This is a genomic window from Marinomonas sp. G8-14 (assembly GCF_055808935.1).
In genome coordinates, this window is sequence record NZ_CM147891.1 from 2,879,454 (window position 1) to 2,901,179 (window position 21,726).

The following is a 21,726-nucleotide window of genomic DNA, read 5'->3' on the forward strand; positions in this document are numbered from 1 at the left end:
TTCTCGCTTTCACTACAAATACTAGTTTATACATAAACTAAAGTAAACCAATTCTTAGTTTATACGTGAACTAAAGAACATCATAAAAGACACACAACAGACACACCGAACTACTAAAAAATATATTATAAATCAATGCTTTATTTATTTCACAAGTGTTTTATACAGGGTTCGCCCCCTCATTTCTACCACTTAAGTGGTTGATTTATCAGAAAAGCATAAGTCAAAGAGTGTAGACACCACAGAGTATCTACAAAAATTAAAGATGTGATGTGTTAGGCAAGATTTGTCGACCTAAAGGCACAACCCACAAGGCCGACAAAAGTCGCTTAGCGACAACTTCAACAGTTTTTTCAATATCGTGGGATATTTGGCTCGCTCTTGTACAGCCGTCATTCTCTGATGAAACGCTAAGCCAGCGCCCTGCCACTCAGCTATTAAATGGCGACATTTATTCAATTGCGACGCAATAGTAAGTTTTTTGAAAAACGTATGAAAAGAGACGGACACACCTCGGCTTTGCGTGTTATCTATGCTTTCATATTGATCGGATAATTTTTTCGATAAGCAGTGGGGAATACTCTTATGAAATGGTTTGCTGTGTTTGTGCTGTTTTCAGCGCTGTTATCTGGTTGCTCGTCCAGTGTTAAGCTGTCAGGCCACAATGTGAGCAATGTGAGTTCAAACATTAACATTGATAGCTCTGCAACGATTGCGGTACTCCCCGACCCAAATGGCGATGCGCTGACGAATGAACGCTACCTTCCCGATATTGTTGCGGCTTTCAAGGAGCGCGGTTTTACCAATGTATCCGAGTCCCCCAGCGATCCGGATTATAAACTAGTGGTAAACTTTACCTCTGAGGCGAAGGTAGAATCGACGCAAGTGCCAGTGTTTAACAATGAACACAATCTGCCTTACACCATCTGCCATAAAGAACCAGGGTCTGACACGCGCACGTGTTTCACTCGTTATCGCAATTTTATGGAACCAATTGTCAGTGGCTACAAAACAGTAGAAAGCCAAACCAATGTTTATAGCTTTCATTACACGCTCACCGATAGACAAAATAAGTTGCTGTTGGATTCCACCAATACCGTGGTTCATGCCAGCTGTTCAAAATGGAAAATGTTTGAATTTTTAGCCAAAGATGCCATTGCTCGCGCCAATTTTAACAATCCTGTCGACACGCCTTATGCCGTAGAAATGCAGGAAGACTACAGCTGCGAATAAGCCTCGCGGCGCTTTTCAGGGCTGACATGGTGTTCAGCCCTGCTCTATTCCGCCTTGTTTTACTCAAACCTAGTAGCGTTGTACTACGTCTGCTTACATCTAAATCGCATTACTAATACCTTGTTTATAAAAAAACGTTATCACCTTTTACGCTTATTTTTGCGTATAGATCTATACTCTGTATAAGCCACTTTGTTTGGGCGTGGCTGTATCAGGAGTTTTTCCAAATCCATTATGCTCACTCTGTGAGGCAAGGGGGAATCCATGATCAATCATGTTTGGGGTCTTATTCATCATCCAGATAAAGAATGGCGCGCGATTAATGAGGAACATGAATCCGTCAGCCATATGTATTTTCATCATGTACTTTGGATGGCGGCCATTCCGGTCGTCAGTACCTTTATAGGTACCACTCAATTTGGCTGGACGTTTGGTGGTGATGAAGCCATTAAAGTGTCTTTGATGGACGGTCTTGGTCTGGGCGTATTGTTTTATGCGCTTATTTTAGTGGCGGTCGCCATGGTTGGTAGCTTAATCCATTGGATGGCGCGTAATCATTCTAGCCGTCCACCTCGTCAAGAATGCATTGTGTTTGCGGGGTACATTGCAACACCGATGTTTTTAAGTGGGATATTTGCCATTTATCCTATCATTTGGTTGTGTTTATTAGCCTGTGTGATTGGGGTCGCGTATACCGGCTATCTTTTATACCGTGGTACGCCAAGCTTTTTAGGCATTAGTCATAAACAAGGCTTTATTCTTTCTAGTACGACGTTGGGCATAGGGGTTTTGGTGCTCGAGGCTTTGCTCGCTGCCGTTGTGTTGTTGTGGAGCCTTGGCTCAGAACACAGCATTGTGTGGAAATTCTTCTAACCTAATTGAGTCAGACAGTGTAAGCCCTTATCCATTTAAACCCGCCATCAGAGGCGGGTTTTCTTTACCTAAAATAATTACGTGTCAGTGGATTACATTTTTCTACAGATACTTACGCTTCTCTTGATCCGCCCCATGCCAACCGTTTGACTCTTTCTATATACTGCCCCAAATACATTAACAAAACAGTCTAATGCCGACGGAGTAGGATAGATGTTCTTTTCTTCCACCTTAAAACAACGAATTCACACTTTAGAACAACAACTTGAACACGAAAAAAGAGTACATAAAGAACATATATCGGCCATGGAAGACCAGCTTGTCAGTCTGCGCAAAAAAGCCTCTGAACAAGTCGGCCAGCATGACAGTGGACAAGAGCTAATTCGTTACCAACTTCGTGGTGGTGACATGCTGAATTCAATTCGCTTTGGTTTGGCAGAGAGTGCAGAAAGCCTGATTCATGAACGCCAAGAAATCAAACAACTCGACAGTATGTTTGATCAGACAAGAAGCGCATTGGTACGACTCAGTGAGCGAGCCTCTTTAATCAATCAGCAAGCCAGCGCCAGTATGGAGGCCACTCAGGTGCTCGATACAACCGCCAAAGGCATTAGCCAATTAGTATCCAGTATTCAAGAAATATCTGATCAAACCAATTTACTTGCGTTAAATGCCGCAATAGAAGCGGCTCGCGCTGGCTCCGCAGGGCGTGGTTTTGCCGTGGTGGCCGATGAAGTCCGCAATCTTGCCAGCAAGACGCACTCTGCCAGTGAACAGGTTGAGAGTTTGGTTCGCCAAGTGATTAGTCAAACCGAACAAATTAAAACCATGGTGGAACAAAATCAGCAAAGTGCCATGGAAGTGGCGACCTCATCGTCTCAGATTGATGCGGTTGTAGAAAATGTTATAGAGCGCTCTGATCACATGCAACAGGTGATTAAAACCGCGGCCACGCACTCTTTTTTAAATACCGTGAAACTGGATCATGCAGTTTGGAAAAATGATGTCTACAATCGAATTGATAAGAAGAAATTTACCGAAGAAGTAAACATGCACACAGAATGCCGACTTGGAAATTGGTACTATAAAGGCTATGGACATAAACATTATCAACATTCAAAAAGCTTCAAAGCCATTGAAAAACCACATCAGGCCGTACATGAGTCTGGTCGTGCGGCATTAAAAGCGGCCGCTGCGGGTAATACAAAGGACATGTTGCAAATGCTCGATAGAATGGAAGTAGCGAGTTTAGAGGTTGTAGTCAATATTGAAACATTGATGGCAGAAGTGACTCACGCGCGGTAAAAACGACTATATAGTCTTGATCCACTCTATAACCAAGCAACTCGCGGAACTTTTTACGCCAGTTGCTTTCTTATGCTTGTCTGTTTTTGTCACATACGCGTGATAATTTCTTTTACTGTAAGGAGTTTTAGGCTATTGATTACATTAGTAAAAGGCTATGCTTGTTAAGTCCATTCTCTGGGCCATACCAAAAACCATACGTAGAGACCGATTGTTAGGACAACACCATGCTTGTACAGCTCATTTTTATTCGATTTCCATTCGCTAGAAAGGAGTTTTCATCTTGAACTCACTTATCTGGTTGCCGTTTTTGCCTTTATTAGGCACGTTAATTCCTCTTATTACCGCTCGCTTTAGTCGCACCGCTTGTGCCTTTATGACGGCAGCGTTGCCTGCTTTAACTTTGTTCTTAGTGCTATCGCATGCTGGAGAGATTTTTCAGAGTGAGCGTTTTCAAGCGGTCGTGCCATGGATTCCTGCAATTGGATTGGAACTCGCTTTTCGCTTAGATGGTCTGGCCCTGCTGTTTGCGATTTTGATTTTAGGCATTGGTCTTTTGGTCATATTGTATGCCCGTTATTACTTATCAGCGAAGGACTCCATCGGCAAATTTTATGCGTACCTGATCTTATTTATGTTTGCCATGCTCGGCGTGGTGCTGTCAGATAATTTGATTCAACTTTGGTTTTTCTGGGAATTAACCAGTATCAGCTCCTTTTTGCTCATCAGCTTCTGGGGGCATAAAGCGGAAGCCAGAAAAGGGGCAAGAATGGCGCTCACTGTCACGGGTGCGGGCGGTTTGGCACTCTTAGCAGGTTTGTTGATTCTTGGTAATACGGTTGGCAGCTTTAGCCTACAGGACGTTTTAGACAGCGGTGAGTTAATCAAGGCCAGTACGAATTATCCGGTTATTGTGGTACTGGTATTGCTTGGCGCATTTACAAAGTCCGCTCAATTCCCGTTTCACTTCTGGCTGCCAAATGCCATGGCAGCGCCAACACCAGTGAGTGCTTATTTGCATTCGGCGACCATGGTAAAAGCCGGTATTTTCTTAATGGCGCGTTTTTACCCTGCGTTGGCGGACACCAATTTATGGTTCCTAATCGTCAGCCTGACAGGCTTAATTACCTTCTTAGTTGGCGCCTATATCGCATTGTTCCAACATGATTTGAAAGGTCTTTTGGCGAACTCGACCATCAGTCATTTAGGGTTAATCACCTTGCTGTTGGGCATGGGAACAGACCTCGCCGCTGTGGCCGCTATTTTCCATATCATTAACCACGCTATTTTCAAGGCATCCTTATTTATGGCGGCAGGTATCATTGACCATGAATCTGGCTCTCGCGATATGCGTCAGTTAAACGGTCTGTGGAAATACATGCCTTATACGGCGACATTGGCGATGGTCGCGTCAGCCTCTATGGCTGGTGTGCCATTGATGAACGGTTTCTTGTCTAAAGAGATGTTCTTCACCGAGACTCTACACCAAGCGTCCCTAGGTTCTTTATCTTGGTTCATTCCAGTGCTGGCAACATTAGGCGGTGTGTTTGCGGTGGCGTATTCCACTCGCTTTATTCATGACGTGTTCTTTAATGGTGAACCAATCAACTTACCTAAAACGCCCCATGAACCACCACGCTACATGCGTGTGCCGGTCGAGATTTTGGTGGCCCTATGCTTAGTTGTGGGTATTTTTCCAAGTTTAGTGGTGGGCGATCTGTTATTTGCCGCGGCTAATGCCACGCTGAATGGCCCAGCGCCAACCTATAGCTTGGCGATTTGGCATGGCTTTAACTTCCCCCTATTGATGAGCGTGATTGCCTTGATTGGCGGTCTTTTCATGTACTACAACCGTTCACACTTATTTAAGTTTCAAGCGCAGTTTCCAACCAGTGATCCTAAGCTAGTCTTTGAAGGCATTGTTCAGTCATTGGTGGTTAAAGCGCAGCGTGTCATTACTATGACTGAAAACGGTTCTTTGCAGCGCTATGTGTTCTTTACTTTAGGGTTTGCGGTGATCATGACGGCGTCTTCATTAATGAAGCTTAATGCTACGGCAGGGCAGCGTCCTGAAATCCCAGTAGATGCGTTGTCTATCACCTGCGCGGTATTGTTGTGTATTTCTGCTTTGGCAACGGTGATCTGGCACAGAAGACGGGTCGTGGCCTTGCTGACACTATCCGTTGTAGGTTTGATCGTGTCTCTGGCGTTTGCTCAGTTCTCTGCGCCGGATTTGGCTCTGACGCAGTTATCTGTTGAAGTCGTGACGGTGATTCTATTGATTTTGGCACTGTTCTTCTTGCCCCAAAAGACCCCGAAAGAGTCTTCTCCGCGTCGTGTCGTGCGTGATTTAAGTCTGGCCTCTTTAATTGGTGGCGTGATTGGTACTATCAGTTATGCGTTGATGACACGTCCTCTCGATACCATTTCGACCTTTTTTACAGAAAACAGTAAAACCGGTGGTGGTGGTACCAACGTGGTCAACGTGATATTGGTGGATTTCCGTGGTTTCGACACGCTTGGAGAAATTACCGTTTTAGGGATTGCAGCACTCGGTATTTATAAGCTCATTGCCAAAATGCGTTTATTCATGCCCGCCACAGACGATAATGGTTTGCCGTGGTCAGAAGATAGGCATCCCATTTTGTTAACCGTGATTTCTCAAAGTTTATTGCCTTTAGCATTATTAGTATCCGCCTATATTTTCTTACGTGGACACAATATGCCTGGCGGCGGTTTCATTGCAGGCCTGATCACGTCTGTTGCCATTATCCAACAATACATCGCCCACGGTGTCGAATGGATCAAGACTCGCATTAAACTAGATTATCAAATCATGATTGGTTCGGGGATTGGTATCGCCACGCTAAGCGGCTTGGGGAGCTGGATCTTTGGGCACACTTTCTTGTCATCCTGGTTCGATTATTTCTACTTGCCAGTGATTGGCAAATTTGAGCTAGCCAGTGCCATGATATTTGATCTTGGTGTTTTCCTTACTGTGGTGGGGGCGACTATGTTGATTCTTGCAAATCTTGGTCAATTAACCACCAGTGAGCGTCCTATTCAAAAGGAGCATGATTAATGGAAGGTATGTACGCATTTTGCGTTGGTTTATTAACCGCTTGCGGCATTTTTCTGGCCTTAAGAGGCCGTACTTTTTCCGTGGTTATTGGTTTAACCCTGTTATCTTATGCGGTGAATTTATTTTTATTCGCCAGCGGTAGATTAAAACTGAATGCCGCGGCTGTACTTGGGCAATCAGAACAATACAGTGACCCTCTTCCACAAGCTCTGGTGCTAACGGCGATTGTTATCGGCTTTGCCATGACCGCTTTTGTGGTAATTTTAGCCATGCGCGCCAGAGCCGATTTAGGCAATGACCATGTTGACGGTACTATCCCTGAGCAACCAAATAGTACGACGCAAAAATCCGGAGGGAACCAATAAATGCAACATTTAAGCATTTTTCCCATTCTGATCCCTTTGTTGTTTGGCACTATTATGTTGCTGCCACCCATTTCTCGTGACATTCATGCGCAACGTGTCACCTCCATCATTGGAACCTTGTTTTTACTGATTTCTTGCGCCTTTTTGCTTTATCAAATTAATAACCAAGGCGTACAGCTCTATGCTTTAGGTGGCTGGCAGGCGCCTTTTGGTATTGCTCTAGTGGCCGATAAAGTGTCTGGATTACTGGTATTGCTAACAGCATTCTTAGCGTTTGCTGTCATGCTGTATGCGGTTGCAGGACAAGATAAGGGGGGCGCTTATTTTCACCCCTTGTTTATGTTCCAAGTCATGGGCATTAACGGTGCTTTTTTAACCGGCGATATTTTTAACTTATTCGTCTTTTTTGAAGTCCTATTAATCGCCTCTTACGCTCTATTAATTCATGCTGGCGGTAAGCAAAAGACCCAAGCCGCTTTACACTATGTGATTCTCAACCTTGTTGGTTCCAGTTTATTTCTATTCGGACTTGGTATTTTGTATGGCACGCTTGGCACGCTCAATATGGCAGACATGGCCATTAAGGTTGGTCAGCTACAAGGGGAAACCGCAACATTGGCAAAAACAGGCGCCTTGTTACTGTTAGTGGTGTTTGGTTTAAAAGCCGCCATGCTGCCCATGCATTTTTGGCTGCCTAAAACCTACGCCAGTGCGAGTGCGCCAGTCGCTGCACTTTTCGCTATTATGACCAAGGTTGGGGTTTACAGTATTTTCCGTGTTTATACTGTTATTTTTGGCGAACACGCTGGAGAACTCGCAAATATTGCCACGCCTTGGCTATGGCCTCTCGCGTTGTTAACCATCACGATTGGCAGCATTGGTGTGCTAGCCAGCCCAGGTATTAAAACGCTCAGTGCGAATTTGGTTATCGTTTCCAGCGGTAGTTTACTCGCTTGTGCAGCAATCAACTCCGAAGCCGCCACGTCTGCTGCATTGTATTATATGGTGCACAGCACATTGGCGTCAGCTGGACTGTTTTTACTCGCTGACATTATGGCTCGTCAGCGTGGTAAAGCGGAAGACCGATTCGTCCGTTCTCGTCCATTTGTGCAGCCGAGATTGCTTGGTTTTGCTTTCGCTATTCTCGCCTTAGCCTTGGTAGGTATGCCACCTCTATCCGGTTTTGTAGGAAAAATTATGATACTGCAAGCGACTCAGTCGACAGCACAAACCATGTGGGTATGGCCGTTGATTTTGCTGGGCAGTTTAGCTGCGTTAGTCACTTTCTCCAGAGCTGGTACCACGCTGTTCTGGCGCCACAATGGCACGGTATTAGCCGAAGCAGAACCAGCTAAACCGATGGAAATTGCCAGTATTGCTCTTTTATTACTGGCTGCTCCGGTTTTAGTATTGTTTGGCGGCGCAGTGAGCGAGTTTACACTACAAGCAGCGCATTATCTGCATGACATTCAGTCTTCTGCCTATGGATTACTACCAGGAGTCACGCCATGAAATTATTCCCAATGCCATTTCATAGCCTATTACTTTTTGTGGTCTGGTTGTTATTGAATAATTCCATCAGTGCCGGTCACATAGTACTGGCTACCTTCTTTGCCATTACAATACCTTGGCTTGTTACAGGAATGCGGGATGAACACCCTAAGATTCTTAAGCCTTGGTTGGCTATTCGTTATGTGCTGATGGTCATGAAGGACATTTTGACCGCCAACGTAGAAGTCGCTTTGCTGATTATTGGACCAGTCAAAAAGTTAAAACCTGGCTTTGTCGCCATCCCAATCGAGGTCGACTCTGATCTAGGCATTACCATTTTAGCGAGCACTGTTTCACTCACGCCAGGTACTGTCAGCGCAGAAGTATCGAAAGACAGAGCGTGGCTTTATGTTCATGCCCTTCATTTAGAAAATGAAGCAGAGCTGATTGAATCCGTTAAGCAACGTTATGAAAGGCCAATCAAGGAGATTTTCGGATGTTAAGTTATACCATCATTATTGTGGCCATTTGTATTTGCATCGCTTTGATTCTGAATTTATGGCGCTTATTACAAGGGCCAACAGCATCAGATCGCATTTTGGCATTGGACACCATGTACATCAATGCCATTGCTCTGATTCTGTTATACGGAATACACGTGAAAAGTGCGCTTTACTTTGAGGCAGCGGTATTAATCGCCATGCTTGGATTCGTCAGTACCGCTGCACTTTGTAAATACTTACTTCGCGGCGACATCATAGAATAAGGACAAGTTATGCCTTTTTATCTCGAAATTATTATTTGCGTATCCTTACTAACTGGCGGTGCTTTTTTGTTAATCGGTTCTTATGGGCTGGTGCGTTTACCTGATATTTATATGCGTTTGCACAGCCCAACGAAAGCATCCACCCTTGGTATTACGGGAGTGTTGGTAGCATCAATGATTTTTCAAAGCCACCTAAAAGGGTTTCTTTCGATTCAAGAACTCTTGATCACGCTGTTTTTGTTAATCACCGCACCGGTTGCTGCCAACATGATTGCCAAAACGGCGCTACATTTTCGCACTAAACCTATCGATAAAACGCAAGGCCAGGAGCTAATGGAGACGATTCGAGATCGAAAATCGACTAAGCCTCCACACACTCCTCGCTAAGTAATAAAGCGACTTCATTACTTTTCATTGGCTTATAGAAATAATAGCCTTGAAAAATCTCGCAACCTAATGACTGTAGCATATCGGCTTGCTGAGCGGTCTCAACACCCTCAGCAACGATCCCGAGTTCCAAACTTCGTGCCAGGTGAATAATCGTTTCACAGATTTTGGCGTCTTCTGTGTGACTATCACACTCTTCCACAAATGATTGATCAATCTTCAAAATATCTAAAGGAAGACGTTTTAGATAACTCAAGGAAGAATACCCCGTGCCGAAATCATCCACCGATATTTTAATATCTAAGGCTTTAAGTTCAGCCATCACCGCAATGCAACGCTTAATATCTTGTAATAACACACCTTCAGTAATTTCAACTTCCAACAGATTGCCTGCCAAATCGTATTGCGCTAACTTTTCTGAAACATAAGCAACTAGTGAATCTGAAACCAAATGCCGTCCAGAAAGGTTAACCGATATGGGAAGATTCACCAGCCCCTGGTCACGCCATATTTTTTGTTGCTGTAACGCTTGGTCAATTACCCATTCGTCAATCTTAACAATTAGGTTAGATTCTTCTGCAATAGGAATAAAGTCAGCAGGTGAAATGACCCCCTTGATCGGGTGATTCCAACGAATTAGCGCCTCTAGACCAAGAATATGACCTTTCTCCATCAATACTTTCGGCTGATAAACTAGGGAGAATTGGTCATAGGCAAGCGCTTCATTGATTTCTTTTTCAAAACCAAATTTTTTCGTCACGACATTGGCCATCTCTGGGGTGAAAAACTGCGCATTATCACGCCCTTTTTCTTTTGCCCAGTACATAGCAATATCCGCTTGTTGAATCAGCTTATCAGCATCCAAACTGTGCTCTTTGGTATAGGAAATGCCAATACTCGTTGGAATAGTGAAGTACTGTTCATTTAAATGAACAGGGGCTCGCATGACTTCTAAGATTTGCTGAGCACGTTTGGCCAAGCGGCTCTCCGTTACATTATCAGTCATCATGAAAACAAACTCGTCACCGCCCCAACGAGCAATCACATCAAATTGATCCGATACAGCAATCAAACGTCTGGCTACTTCACACAGTAATTCATCGCCCGCTTTATGACCTAGGGTATCGTTGATAATCTTAAAATTATCCAAATCTAAGAACAGCAAACCAACCGATGTTTTTTGTTTGGTTGCAAACAACAAAGCACTAACAAGAGAATCCATGAGATACGTACGATTGTACAAACTGGTTAATGGGTCACTGTAGGCCAGAAATTTTAAGCGCTCTTGCAGTTTAACGTGGCGCGTCATATCTCTAATATGAAGTGTGTACTCACTTTCTTGTGAGGCATCTGTATTAGCTTTTGTAATGGCAATCTCTGCCGGAAAATCATTGTTAGGACTACGTTGCAGACGAAATGGATTGCGTCGATTTAAAATCAAACCATTGGACGTCGAGAAGCCAGAATTTAGACTTTCAAAAATCTTTTTCCTATCCGCTTCAAGAATAAACAGACCAATAAAGCTTTTTCCTTCCACTTGTTTTTTAAGGCAACCAAAAGTGCGCTCCGCAGCGGGATTGAACTCCATGACGGAACCAAAACGATTAATGGTAACAATACAATCCATGGACGAATTCAGAATTGCAGACTTGCGCATTTCACTTTCTTGAAAACGCATGAGAGCATCATCCCGTTGCGCAATTTCGCTATTAACACGATGAATTACCTGATTATATTTACGGGCGATTTGCCCTACTTCGGTAAAAGGCTCTTCCGGTACAGGGGTAGAAAAATCCGCATTATTCTGTTGGTATTGCATGGAGGTTAGCAAGTCAAACAGCTCAGTCGTAGCACGGTGTTCAGCGACATTTAGACCTTGCTCTTCCTGCTCTTTGCTGGCACGGAGTGACATGAATCGATTGAGTATCCACATAGCGGCATAACCCACCACAAAACAATACAAGCCAATCACTACAATACCCAAAGCCTGTATGCCAAACTGATCTAAAGCACTCAGACCATTATCAATCCTGTCAGTTTGACCAAATAAGGCCACACTCAACGTTCCCCAGATCCCCGCGAACAAATGTGCAGGCACTACATCAAGTGCATCATCAAGACGCCAACGCGCCATCAACAAACTGCCGTAATACACGATGACCCCAGATACACCACCGATAATGACAGACGCGCCAGGTGAAACAACATGACAAGAGGCCGTAATCCCCACCAAACCCGCAATGGTGCCATTTAACACAAACCCCACTTCGACATAACCGTCGCGCCAGTAATTAATTGACGCCGCCACCAAACCACCCCAAGCAGCCGAAATAAATGTGTTCAAGATGATTAGCGGCACATCGTTATTTAATGAAAGCGTACTACCACCATTAAAACCAATCCAACCAAACCATATCAATAGAGTCCCTAATGCTGACAAGGGGAGGTTATTTCCTGGTGGTAAACGAATCCCTTCTTCAAAACGTCCTATACGAGGACCAATAATCATAATGGCCGCTAACGCCACCCAGCCACCGACAGAATGCACCACGGTAGAACCTGCAAAATCGATAAAACCTAGCGCTTCAAGCCAACCAAGAGGCCCTTCTGAGGGATAAACACCAGACCACACCCAATGCCCAACAATAGGATAAATCAACGCACTGAGTACAAGGGTAATGGCTAAATAACCGATAAAAGTCATGCGTTCTGCTACGGCACCAGAGGTTAAGGTTGCCGCTGTTCCACAAAACATCATTTGAAAAATAAAGAAACTAATTTGCCAAGGTGAGTGTTCTGCATCAAAAAAGAAGTCACTGACACCAAACAGTCCAGCCACAGAATCACCAAACATGATGCCAAAACCAAATAGCCAGAAAATAGCAGTCGAGATAATAAAGTCTGATATATTCTTTGCCGCAACGTTGATGCTATTTTTACTGCGAATGCGACCGCTTTCCAAACACAGAAATCCAGCTTGCATCATGAAAACAAACGCAGAAGCAATCAATAACCAGTAAAATTCTGCCATATCCACCCCATGCGGTGACTACCGCACCAAAAAGATTCACGCCAAACAACATGGTGCAAAACCGCGCACAATACCGCGCGTAACGCGGACATACAAAGGTATATTACGAAGCATTCGCACCAAACAAGCATACAAATATAAAAAGTAGGCGGCGATAAAGACCTACCTCTGATCATTCAATAGTTAAGCCAACTATGGCGCCTTTTTTATTTCGCCTGTAAAAAAAGGCAACTCTGTGTGAGTTGCCTTTAAAACATAATATTAATAGTCAATCATTAGCTATTAAGTGTAAGAACATTGGTTTTACTAATGCGATGACGATAAATTTCACGCAAATATTTGATCGCATTTTTCACGTTATCAATGTCCAAGCGAATATCATTGATCGAGACAAAACGCTGATTGTTGTCGATTAGCTCACGGTATTTTTTCTCATACATTGGCTTAATCGCATACCAATTTGTGTCTAGGATTTTCGCTGGGTTCTCATACGTGTTGAAAAACTTGTCAACTAACGCTTCATCAAAATCCGTCTCTTGGATCATTTTAATAATTTCTTTGTCTATTTCATCCGTGTAACGGTAATCGTCACGGGCAAAACAACGCTTCATGTAAGCGACCATTAAGGTTAAAAAATCATCACTCAGACAAGGGCTTTTTGCGATAAGCGTGGTTAATGACAAGTTAGCCGATGCACCAATAACCAGAGCATAACGTTTTAATGTTGTATTAGGACATAAGCGGTTCAGGTGCATTTTGAGACGATTTAATGCCGTGAAAGATAATTTGTAATCTCGCGGCAAAGAAATAATCGACACAATAGACGAACAGTTTTTAAAGAAATGCAGATGATTCAACGTGGTCGCATCGTAACCGCTTTTTCGATAGTTCTTAATCGCTTCACGGTATCGCTCGGATTCAACCGGCAATACACTTACCCCTTCAATCGCTGACGTGTCACTGTTAAAGTGTGGCAGCTCAATGGAACGACAAAATAGATCGTCAATATCCACACTGTCTTGCCGCGTACTTTCATTTACAACACTTTCTGCATAGGCAACAGCAACAGGACCCGCCAAGCTCATGAATAAGTCGTTTGCATCCAGACGAATAGTCTCAGCAATATCAATACCAGCGCGACGGAAGTAATCTTCATCGTAATCCGTTGTGACGGCTTGAGCGGTTAAGATATTGAAGATTTGTTGAGAGATATACTGGTTGGCGTACTTTTCCATGGTGTTAACATCAATACTGTCTGCATCGCCACCATCTTCCTCTTCTGCATAACGCATGATGTCATTAGAGATTAACATCATAGAGTTCCATGGACGAATGCGCTCCATGACGTCCGCAGGCACTTCATCTTCTTCACGCTCTTCGTTGTACGAAAAATTCCATTCTTCCGATATGTATTTCGTTAGCAAACGTCCGGCGTTAATATGTAGCGCCTCTGAGATTTCAACATTTTTTCCAGATATGTTCGGTAAAATACAAATACCTGATGTGAAAATTGGCTCAAACACAAAGCTATGACGTTTATCCGCCATTTTGCTTTGATCGGATCGGTAGTCGAAAGTCTTACTCAGATAGGAAAACTGTTGTGCTAGACCAAACTCAGACGCCATGCCTGACCCTGTTCCACCACCTGCACTGAAAATATAAAAGTATAGACGTGATTGGTTGGCTTTGATGCCACACGAATCCACCAAATAGGAATGCATCTGTTTCCAATTTTCGTTGCGGAAGGTAGTGGCATCTTTATTCAAGATAATTTTGGCAAGATACTGCCCTAAAATTGGCGCATTACCGGCACCACCAGCATGCACTTCAGACAGATCCATAATCTGCAGCTTGGTATACTCTTCTAAAAACTTAGCCCTGCCTTCTTGATTAGAAAAACGAATTCGCCCTTCTATATCCTTATCCAAATCCCCCAATAAAACGATTGGCTCAATCAAGAAAACAGGTTTAAAACCATCTTTGCCTTCTAACGGCAAATGTTTACGAATCCAACGCATGGGACGGAATTCGCTTTCATTTTCCAGTATTTCTTGGCTTTCTACTTCTCGCATATAGTTGGTTCTTGCATCGTATACCAACGACGCTACATCCAGTGCGATATTTGAACCACATCGCCCTAGACCAATAAGGCAAACAGATGGAAACACCTGTTCATTTACGCCTTCGTCATCCGCTGCTTGTGGGTGTATTCGATTACGAACAACATCTAGATTCTCTAAAATTTGTTCTAGGTTTGTCTCAGTGAAATAAAGATGTTCTATTGGAAGATTTTCTTGGCTCATGCGGCATCCTTTTTGAAGCAAACGACTGACAACAGATAATCATTCGCGCGATTTACGCGATAAAGCAGACCTTATACTGTTAAATGCATTATTGTTCTTTAGTCATCAAATTGATAACAATGTGCAAACAATATCATCCTTGTATGGCAATGACACTAATATGGTGAATGAGAAGATAAAATAAATCTAAATTGATGCAGATCTATCGTCATACGAGCATAGTAATGGATAAAAACACATGACCCCGCTATTTCTAGCTTATGTATGGAATAATATCGCAACAAAAATACACATTGATTGTTTTTTATACTATCCTTAAAGCGCATCTTTTGACTATTATCAGGTGGCTGTTTTGTCAGTATCCTCCATCTCAAACAATCGTTTTTATTTGCCTGTGCAATTCGCTCAAACAGACAGTAACGTGCGCACGGATGTTCAACGACAACAGGATAATGTTCAGTTATCGGACAGTGCTAAACAACAGTTGATGTCATCACAGCTCAATACTTTAACCGATAAAAACGAAGAAAAAGAGCAGGAAGGAAAAGAGTCGGTCCAAGTGTCTTCGAGCATTGGGCGACTCTCTCGCATTACAGGATTACAACGAGAAGAAGTCGCCGCGTTGTATCGATCAATTGATAAATTAACTTGATCATAATGTGACTCAGGTTAATGTTAACTGAAGGTTAGGCTGTATCCATCGACCAATAAAGACTCAGCTTCGCGTTGTAGGTTAGCAAGTGTCAAGGGGCGGTTATTCAACCACTCCGGTAAAAATTCAGCATGCAAACTTTTTTCACTCGCTTTTAAAGTGAAGATAGGCATATCACCCTCTTTTCTATCATGATGCAGCAATATTGAAAGCCTTAACAATATAGACAATCGATCTAAATCTTGCTGATCACTTTTGGTAAAGCGGTAATCTAAAGATTGAGTGAACTTACGGCGATGTCGTAGAATTAAATTGGCCAGCGCCTGTTGCTCTTGTTGAGAAAAACCTGGCATATCAGATTCACTAATAATGTAAGCACCATGTTTATGGTAGCGGCTATGCGAAATACCTGCTCCCACTTCATGAAGTAGCCCAGACCAACGCAATAGGTCTTCACTGGAAATGCTATTCAGATTCCAATCGTCTTTCACTTGAGCTAATGCCGATAACGCGGTATGCGTAACCAGTTTCGCTTGCTCTGTATCAATGTGGTACTGATTCAACATGTAGTTAACGGTACGTTCACGAATATCGGTCTCAGCGTAACGACCCATAATGTCGTAAAGCACACCCTCTCTTAACGCACCGTTAGAAAAGTCCATCTGCTTGATATCAAAACATTCAAACACCGCCGTTAAAATCGCAATACCAGCCGCGAATGTCGCTTTACGTTCAGGCTTAAGACCAGGCAAGTCGAGCTTATCAATATGCCCTGCGGAAAATAATGCTTTTTGAATTTGTTTTAGATTTTTTAAGGTGATGCCTTTCTTGCTCCAATTGTTTTCCTTAACAATGTTAAAAGCCGCTTTCACTGTCCCCGAAGAGCCAATAGCCACATCCCATGTCTCATCAAGGTAATCATCTTGGATACTTAAAAGTTCTAAGCGAGCCGCCGTTACCGCTTTCTGGAAGTTAGACTTATTAATCGAGCCATCATCAAAAAAGCGCTGTTTAAAACTTACGCAGCCCATATGAAGGCTTTCCGTTAATATTGGTTCAAGCTGTTTACCAATAATAAATTCCGTACTACCGCCTCCAATATCCACGACCAGCCGTTTTGCATCACCATGATCCATGGTTCTTGATACGCCAACATAAATCAGACGAGCCTCTTCTCGACCCGCGATGATTTCTACTGGATGGCTCATTATGTCCATGGCCTTACCAATGAAATCGTATCGATTTTTGGCGACCCTTAGCGCATTCGTACCAACCACGCGAACAGATCCGGGCGGTAGGTCTTCGATCACTTGTGCAAACTGAGCTAAACAATCTAAGCCTCGTTGCTGCGACGCATCATCTAAGCGCCCATTCACTAGGCCAGCTGCCAGCTGAACTTTTTCACCAAACTCACCGGTGATTCGTAACTGCCCATGAGTCACTTGAGCGATCACCATATGAAAACTGTTTGAGTCTCAAGTCTATAGCCGCAATTTTTTCAAACGGAAAATCATGAGATTGTTGCAAAAAAAGTGATTGCATTCAGAAAGCCTTATCTTGCAGAAGTCTTAATTAAGGCAAGAGTATATCAGTTCCGTGCCTATGTCATTGGCAACATGGCAGCAAAAAGCCTAGAGTTTTTTATGAATTTTTTACGAAAAATGCCCAATTTTTCCGAAAAGCAAGAGGCATTAAGTACTTAACATGAAAATTGCCCCCTTTTGAAAGCACAAAAATCCTGAGTTTGATCAAAAAATTACCAGAAATTGTTTTTTTCCTGAGTTTCACTATAGACCTCGCCTTTAAGTCGAACTATAGTATGGATGGTCTCGATAGTGACAAAGCAACAAGCAAGTCACCTCTAGATCCCAATCAAATTGTTTCGCGCTGTATTGGCTTTGCCCTATCCGGGCTGATCTAAACCAAAACAAAAGTTTTATAACCGCGTTGTTTTGTGTTTTTTTATGCCGAATAGCTGATACATTGTAAGATACTTCCAGACACACATTATTGTTACTTATTGATTAACTCTAATTCCGTCAATATTCCTCAAATGAGCTAATACAAAACCCGTTTATGAACCTTACCGACTTAAAACAGAAATCAGTACACGAACTTTTAGACATCGCATCAGAGATGGGCCTAGAAAATATGGCTCGCTCCCGTAAACAAGATGTTATTTTCTCGATCCTAAAGCGTCATGCAAAAGGCGGGGAAGACATATACGGCGACGGTATCTTAGAGATTCTTCAAGATGGCTTTGGCTTTTTACGTTCACCTGATAGTTCATACTTAGCAGGTCCTGACGATATCTATGTATCGCCAAGCCAAATTAGACGCTTTAACCTACGAACTGGGGATACTATCTCCGGGAAAATCCGCCCTCCAAAGGATGGTGAACGTTACTTTGCGCTACTAAAAGTCAACGAAATCAACTTTGATAAACCTGAAAGCGTTCGCAATAAAATCCTTTTTGAAAACCTTACTCCTCTTTTCCCAGATGAACGCCTATTGATGGAAGCCGGCAATGGCTCCACCGAAGACGTTACTTCACGCATCATTGATCTTGTTGCGCCAATGGGTAAAGGTCAGCGTGCTTTGGTTGTATCTCCGCCAAAAGCGGGTAAAACCTTCATGCTGCAGAATATTGCCAACGCTATTACCCGTAATAACCCTGAATGTCACCTCATCGTATTACTGATCGATGAACGTCCTGAAGAAGTAACCGAGATGTCTCGTACCGTTCGAGGTGAAGTGGTTGCTTCTACGTTTGATGAGCCACCAGCACGCCATGTTCAAGTGGCTGAAATGGTAATCGAAAAAGCAAAACGCCTCGTTGAACACAAACGCGATGTTGTTATCCTACTAGACTCCATTACTCGTTTAGCACGTGCCTACAACACAGTCATCCCTTCATCAGGCAAAGTATTAACTGGTGGTGTTGACGCAAATGCATTAGAGCGTCCAAAGCGTTTCTTTGGGGCGGCACGTAACATCGAAGAAGGCGGTAGTTTGACTATTATCGCAACGGCGCTTGTTGATACAGGCTCCAAAATGGACGAAGTTATCTTTGAAGAATTCAAAGGTACTGGTAACTCCGAATTGCATCTAGACCGTAAAATTGCAGAAAAACGAACATTCCCTGCAATCAATATTCGTCGCTCAGGTACTCGTCGTGAAGACTTGTTAACCTCAGAAGATGAACTACAACGTATGTGGATTCTTCGTAAACTATTGAATCCTATGGAAGATGTAGCAGCAACTGAGTTCTTGATTGATCGCCTCAAAGTCACTCAAACAAACGATGAGTTCTTTGAGTCAATGAAAGGCAAAAATAAATAGGCAGATCACTCTGCCTGATAAAAACCACTTCATGAAGTGGTTTTTTTTACTTGCATGATCAATATAGTGCATCATCAATGTCCACGGACTTTCTTGATAAGTAAGTGCGACACAGATTGGAGTAATTTAAATGAAAGAGATGAGCGCATCGGTAAAGGCTGTTGAATTAATTAATCAGAATGTATACCGAGTCAGCCTAGAAGCCGATGATCTGACCTTCATAGCAGGTCAGTATTTAATGGTCGTATTGCCAACAGGTGAAAAAGTTCCTTATTCCATTGGCAGTGCACCACACGAACTCCCGAATTTGACACTGTACATTTTAGTATCGGATCCGACATCACTCGCTAGCAAGGTCGTAGAATACATTCAATCCAATACCAGCATTGTAATCAAAGCTCCAGGCGGTGACTGCCACTTACAAAATGGGGTATTAGACACCCATCCAGAGCATATTTTACTCATCGCTGGCGGGACAGGCTTTGCTCAAATCAAAAGCCTATACAGCGAATTAGTAGAGCAGAACTTTACCGGAAAGGTATCCTTTTACTGGGGATTAAGAACCGCTGAAGATGTGTTCGCCCAAGACTGGTTAGAAGAGGCACACAAATACACGCCCTTCACGTTAGATGTCATCGTTAACGAGGCAAGTGATCAGTGGCATGGAAGAAATGGTTGGTTATACGAAGCCGTATTAGCAGACCACCCCGATTTAAGCCAAAGTGTGGCGTTTATCAGTGGATCTGTTGGCATGGTATACGGGACATTTGATCATCTAGAGCTCAAAGGACTAAGCAAAGAGCGTTGTTTTTCTGATGTATTTGCTTACGCTCCACACCCAACAAAACCCGCACTTTAAGCCTATAGCATTCATCTACTTTACCTATCTAGATGAATTTGAATATAGGCAAAAAAAGAGAGGTCTAATAATGACCTCTCTTTTTTATACTCAAATATATCACGCTATACGACTAAAACTATTTTGAGCAAACCGTTTGCCATAATGACGTTATGTTTGCTTGATCGCTCGTGGTGACACCTTCAGCATCAAGCGTTTCTTGTAGAATCGTAGTAAAGTCTTGATCAAACGCCTCTTTGCCCTCACCTTCAGCGCTACTATGCAGCCCCAAAAGCCCAAGAAGATATGCGCAATAAAAAAGCTGATCTCCCTCTTCTGCGTGATGTTCCATGTCTCGTAATCTGTCACACAGTTGGTCTGCGCGCTCAGCAAAAGTCATTGTCATATTCAATCTCTGTATTGATGTATTTTTCAAGATTTAAGCCAAGAAAGCTAAGGCTTATGCCCGCTTTCTAAAGGCCATTATTGACTTACATTAAGGCTTTAAATTGAGCGTTTCTAACGTCCGTGCACGAATAGAAAGCAGCAAATCCGTATTCTCTATTAGAGACTCACCGTAAGATGGCACCATAGTTTTTAGTTTGGCTTGCCAATCTGCCGATTTAACTTGCTCTGGGAAGCAGCGCTCTATAATACCGATCATAGTATTTACTGTCGTTGAAGCGCCAGGAGAAGCGCCTAACAAAGCAGCAAGAGAACCGTCTTCGGTCGTAATAGCTTCGGTTCCAAACTCTAATTTGCCACCCGTTTTTGCGTCTTTTTTGATAATTTGAACACGCTGCCCAGCGTAAGCCAGTTCCCAGTCTTCATCTTTCGCATCTGGAAAAAACTGACGCAACGAGTTACAACGATCTTTATGAGATTGCATCACTTCGCTGATTAAATAACGTGTTAGGTCCATGTTATTTTTACCCACACTTAGCATTGGCTTAATGTTGTCGAAGCGAACGCTTTTAGGAAGGTCAAAAAATGAAGCCCGTTTTCAGGAATTTTGTTGTGAAGCCAGCAAACGGACCAAATAAAATGGCTTTTTTACCATCAATAATACGTGTGTCTAGATGCGGTACAGACATTGGTGGCGCTCCGATTGGTGCCGCCCCATAAACTTTGGCAAAATGCTGTTCCACGATGTCTGGTTTTTCACAGACTAACCATTGACCACTGACGGGAAAACCACCAAAACCCTTACCTTCTTTGACATCGGCCATTTGCAATAAAGGCAAAGCACCACCGCCAGCACCCAAAAAAACAAACTTAGCATCAACGGTTTTACGAGCGCCATTTTGCTCGATTTCAACGTCCCATCTTCCGTCTGCTCTTTTGCTTAAATCCTTCACTTCGCAATTTAAGCTCAGCTCAAAATTATCCAGCCCTTGTAAATGCTTACTCATGTTTCGAGCAATCGCACCAAAATTCACATCCGCACCATGCTCAACTCGAGTTGCAGCAAGGGAGCTCGTCACCCTCACGATTATTCATTATAAGAGGCATCCATTCTCTCATTTTTTCACGGTCTTCCGTGTATTGCATTTCTCTAAAAGCGGGATGTGCACTCATGGCCGCATGACGCGCTTTAAGCATTTTTACATTACGTTCTCCCCATACAAAGCTCTGGTGAGGCACGCGATGAATAAACTCTTGAGGCGCAGGCATAAGCCCCTGTTCGACTAAGTAAGACCAGAATTGAAGACTGATTTCAAAAGCCGCATTGATGGTTACAGCTTTGTCGATATTGACAGAACCGTCTTTATTTTCAGAGGTATAGTTGAGTTCGCAATATGCTGCATGGCCTGTCCCAGCGTTATTCCAGCCATCCGTACTTTCTTTTGCGACACTGCCCAACCGCTCTACCATCAACATGGTCATGCTGGGATCTAATTGCTTGAGTAACACTCCTAAGGTGGTGCTCATAGCACCGCCTCCGACTAGTAAAACGTCTACAGAATTTGAGGTCATATGATTTCGCCGTGTCATAGCCAATTGTGAATTTGAGAGTGATGCAGAAAAAGGGCTTTTGGCCAGTAACCACAAGAGCTT

16 protein-coding genes and 1 pseudogene are annotated in these 21,726 nt (G+C 43.2%); 12 read left to right on the forward strand and 5 right to left on the reverse strand.

Annotated features, from left to right (window positions below; all coding sequences use genetic code 11):
* The first annotated feature begins 585 nt into the window (after positions 1-585).
* The 9 genes from AC0L6V_RS14820 to AC0L6V_RS14860 all read left to right on the forward strand — a co-directional run bounded on the left by AC0L6V_RS14820 (position 586) and on the right by AC0L6V_RS14860 (position 9,502).
* The gene (locus AC0L6V_RS14820) at positions 586-1,233 is read left to right on the forward strand and encodes a hypothetical protein (RefSeq protein ID WP_265217951.1); all 648 of its coding nucleotides are present in this window, start codon (positions 586-588) and stop codon (positions 1,231-1,233) included.
* 264 nt (positions 1,234-1,497) lie between these two features.
* Positions 1,498-2,106: a Yip1 family protein gene (locus AC0L6V_RS14825; RefSeq protein WP_265217952.1), complete on the forward strand. Its 609-nt coding sequence runs from the start codon at positions 1,498-1,500 to the stop codon at positions 2,104-2,106.
* A gap of 213 nt (positions 2,107-2,319) precedes the next feature.
* Positions 2,320-3,411, forward strand: a complete 1,092-nt coding sequence (locus AC0L6V_RS14830) for a methyl-accepting chemotaxis protein (RefSeq protein WP_265217953.1) — start codon at positions 2,320-2,322, stop codon at positions 3,409-3,411.
* A gap of 283 nt (positions 3,412-3,694) precedes the next feature.
* Positions 3,695-6,493 (forward strand): monovalent cation/H+ antiporter subunit A, encoded by a 2,799-nt coding sequence (locus AC0L6V_RS14835; RefSeq protein WP_265217954.1) that lies wholly within the window; start codon positions 3,695-3,697, stop codon positions 6,491-6,493.
* On the forward strand, positions 6,493-6,858 hold the full coding sequence (locus AC0L6V_RS14840) for a Na+/H+ antiporter subunit C (protein WP_265217955.1): 366 nt from the start codon (positions 6,493-6,495) through the stop codon (positions 6,856-6,858). Before AC0L6V_RS14835 ends, AC0L6V_RS14840 begins: the two co-directional genes overlap by 1 nt.
* Positions 6,859-8,370 (forward strand): monovalent cation/H+ antiporter subunit D, encoded by a 1,512-nt coding sequence (locus AC0L6V_RS14845; protein ID WP_265217956.1) that lies wholly within the window; start codon positions 6,859-6,861, stop codon positions 8,368-8,370.
* A complete protein-coding gene (locus AC0L6V_RS14850) occupies positions 8,367-8,852 on the forward strand; it encodes a Na+/H+ antiporter subunit E (protein ID WP_265217957.1) in 486 nt (161 codons plus the stop codon). The genes AC0L6V_RS14845 and AC0L6V_RS14850 overlap by 4 nt, the downstream gene beginning before the upstream one ends.
* The gene (locus tag AC0L6V_RS14855; RefSeq protein WP_111606806.1) at positions 8,846-9,115 is read left to right on the forward strand and encodes a K+/H+ antiporter subunit F; all 270 of its coding nucleotides are present in this window, start codon (positions 8,846-8,848) and stop codon (positions 9,113-9,115) included. The genes AC0L6V_RS14850 and AC0L6V_RS14855 overlap by 7 nt, the downstream gene beginning before the upstream one ends.
* Before the next feature lie 9 nt (positions 9,116-9,124).
* Positions 9,125-9,502, forward strand: coding sequence for a Na+/H+ antiporter subunit G (locus tag AC0L6V_RS14860; protein WP_111606805.1), 378 nt, complete (start codon positions 9,125-9,127; stop codon positions 9,500-9,502).
* Here the strand turns inward: AC0L6V_RS14860 and amt are convergent.
* Together amt and AC0L6V_RS14870 are read right to left on the reverse strand one after the other, a co-directional pair.
* Complete coding sequence (gene amt, locus AC0L6V_RS14865) at positions 9,477-12,533, reverse strand: ammonium transporter (RefSeq protein WP_409418722.1); 3,057 nt, start codon at positions 12,531-12,533, stop codon at positions 9,477-9,479. The genes AC0L6V_RS14860 and amt overlap by 26 nt on opposite strands.
* Before the next feature lie 275 nt (positions 12,534-12,808).
* On the reverse strand, positions 12,809-14,836 hold the full coding sequence (locus AC0L6V_RS14870) for a hypothetical protein (protein WP_265217959.1): 2,028 nt from the start codon (positions 14,834-14,836) through the stop codon (positions 12,809-12,811).
* Between the two features lie 352 nt (positions 14,837-15,188).
* Between AC0L6V_RS14870 and AC0L6V_RS14875 the strand changes: the two genes are divergently transcribed.
* On the forward strand, positions 15,189-15,488 hold the full coding sequence (locus tag AC0L6V_RS14875; RefSeq protein ID WP_265217960.1) for a hypothetical protein: 300 nt from the start codon (positions 15,189-15,191) through the stop codon (positions 15,486-15,488).
* A gap of 23 nt (positions 15,489-15,511) precedes the next feature.
* Here AC0L6V_RS14875 and AC0L6V_RS14880 read toward each other — a convergent pair whose 3' ends face one another.
* Positions 15,512-16,945: a Ppx/GppA phosphatase family protein gene (locus AC0L6V_RS14880; RefSeq protein WP_321160277.1), complete on the reverse strand. Its 1,434-nt coding sequence runs from the start codon at positions 16,943-16,945 to the stop codon at positions 15,512-15,514.
* Between the two features lie 619 nt (positions 16,946-17,564).
* Here AC0L6V_RS14880 and rho point away from each other — a divergent pair.
* Together rho and AC0L6V_RS14890 are read left to right on the forward strand one after the other, a co-directional pair.
* On the forward strand, positions 17,565-18,830 hold the full coding sequence (gene rho / locus AC0L6V_RS14885) for a transcription termination factor Rho (protein ID WP_111637652.1): 1,266 nt from the start codon (positions 17,565-17,567) through the stop codon (positions 18,828-18,830).
* Positions 18,831-18,960: 130 nt separating this feature from the next.
* On the forward strand, positions 18,961-19,689 hold the full coding sequence (locus AC0L6V_RS14890) for an NAD(P)H-flavin reductase (protein WP_265217961.1): 729 nt from the start codon (positions 18,961-18,963) through the stop codon (positions 19,687-19,689).
* A gap of 118 nt (positions 19,690-19,807) precedes the next feature.
* On the opposite strand, the gene AC0L6V_RS14895 is transcribed toward AC0L6V_RS14890, so the two are convergent.
* Complete coding sequence (locus AC0L6V_RS14895) at positions 19,808-20,074, reverse strand: YfcL family protein (protein ID WP_265217962.1); 267 nt, start codon at positions 20,072-20,074, stop codon at positions 19,808-19,810.
* A 90-nt stretch (positions 20,075-20,164) separates the two neighbouring features.
* Positions 20,165-21,645 (reverse strand): annotated as a pseudogene (mqo, locus tag AC0L6V_RS14900) (malate dehydrogenase (quinone)).
* Positions 21,646-21,726: the final 81 nt, after the last annotated feature.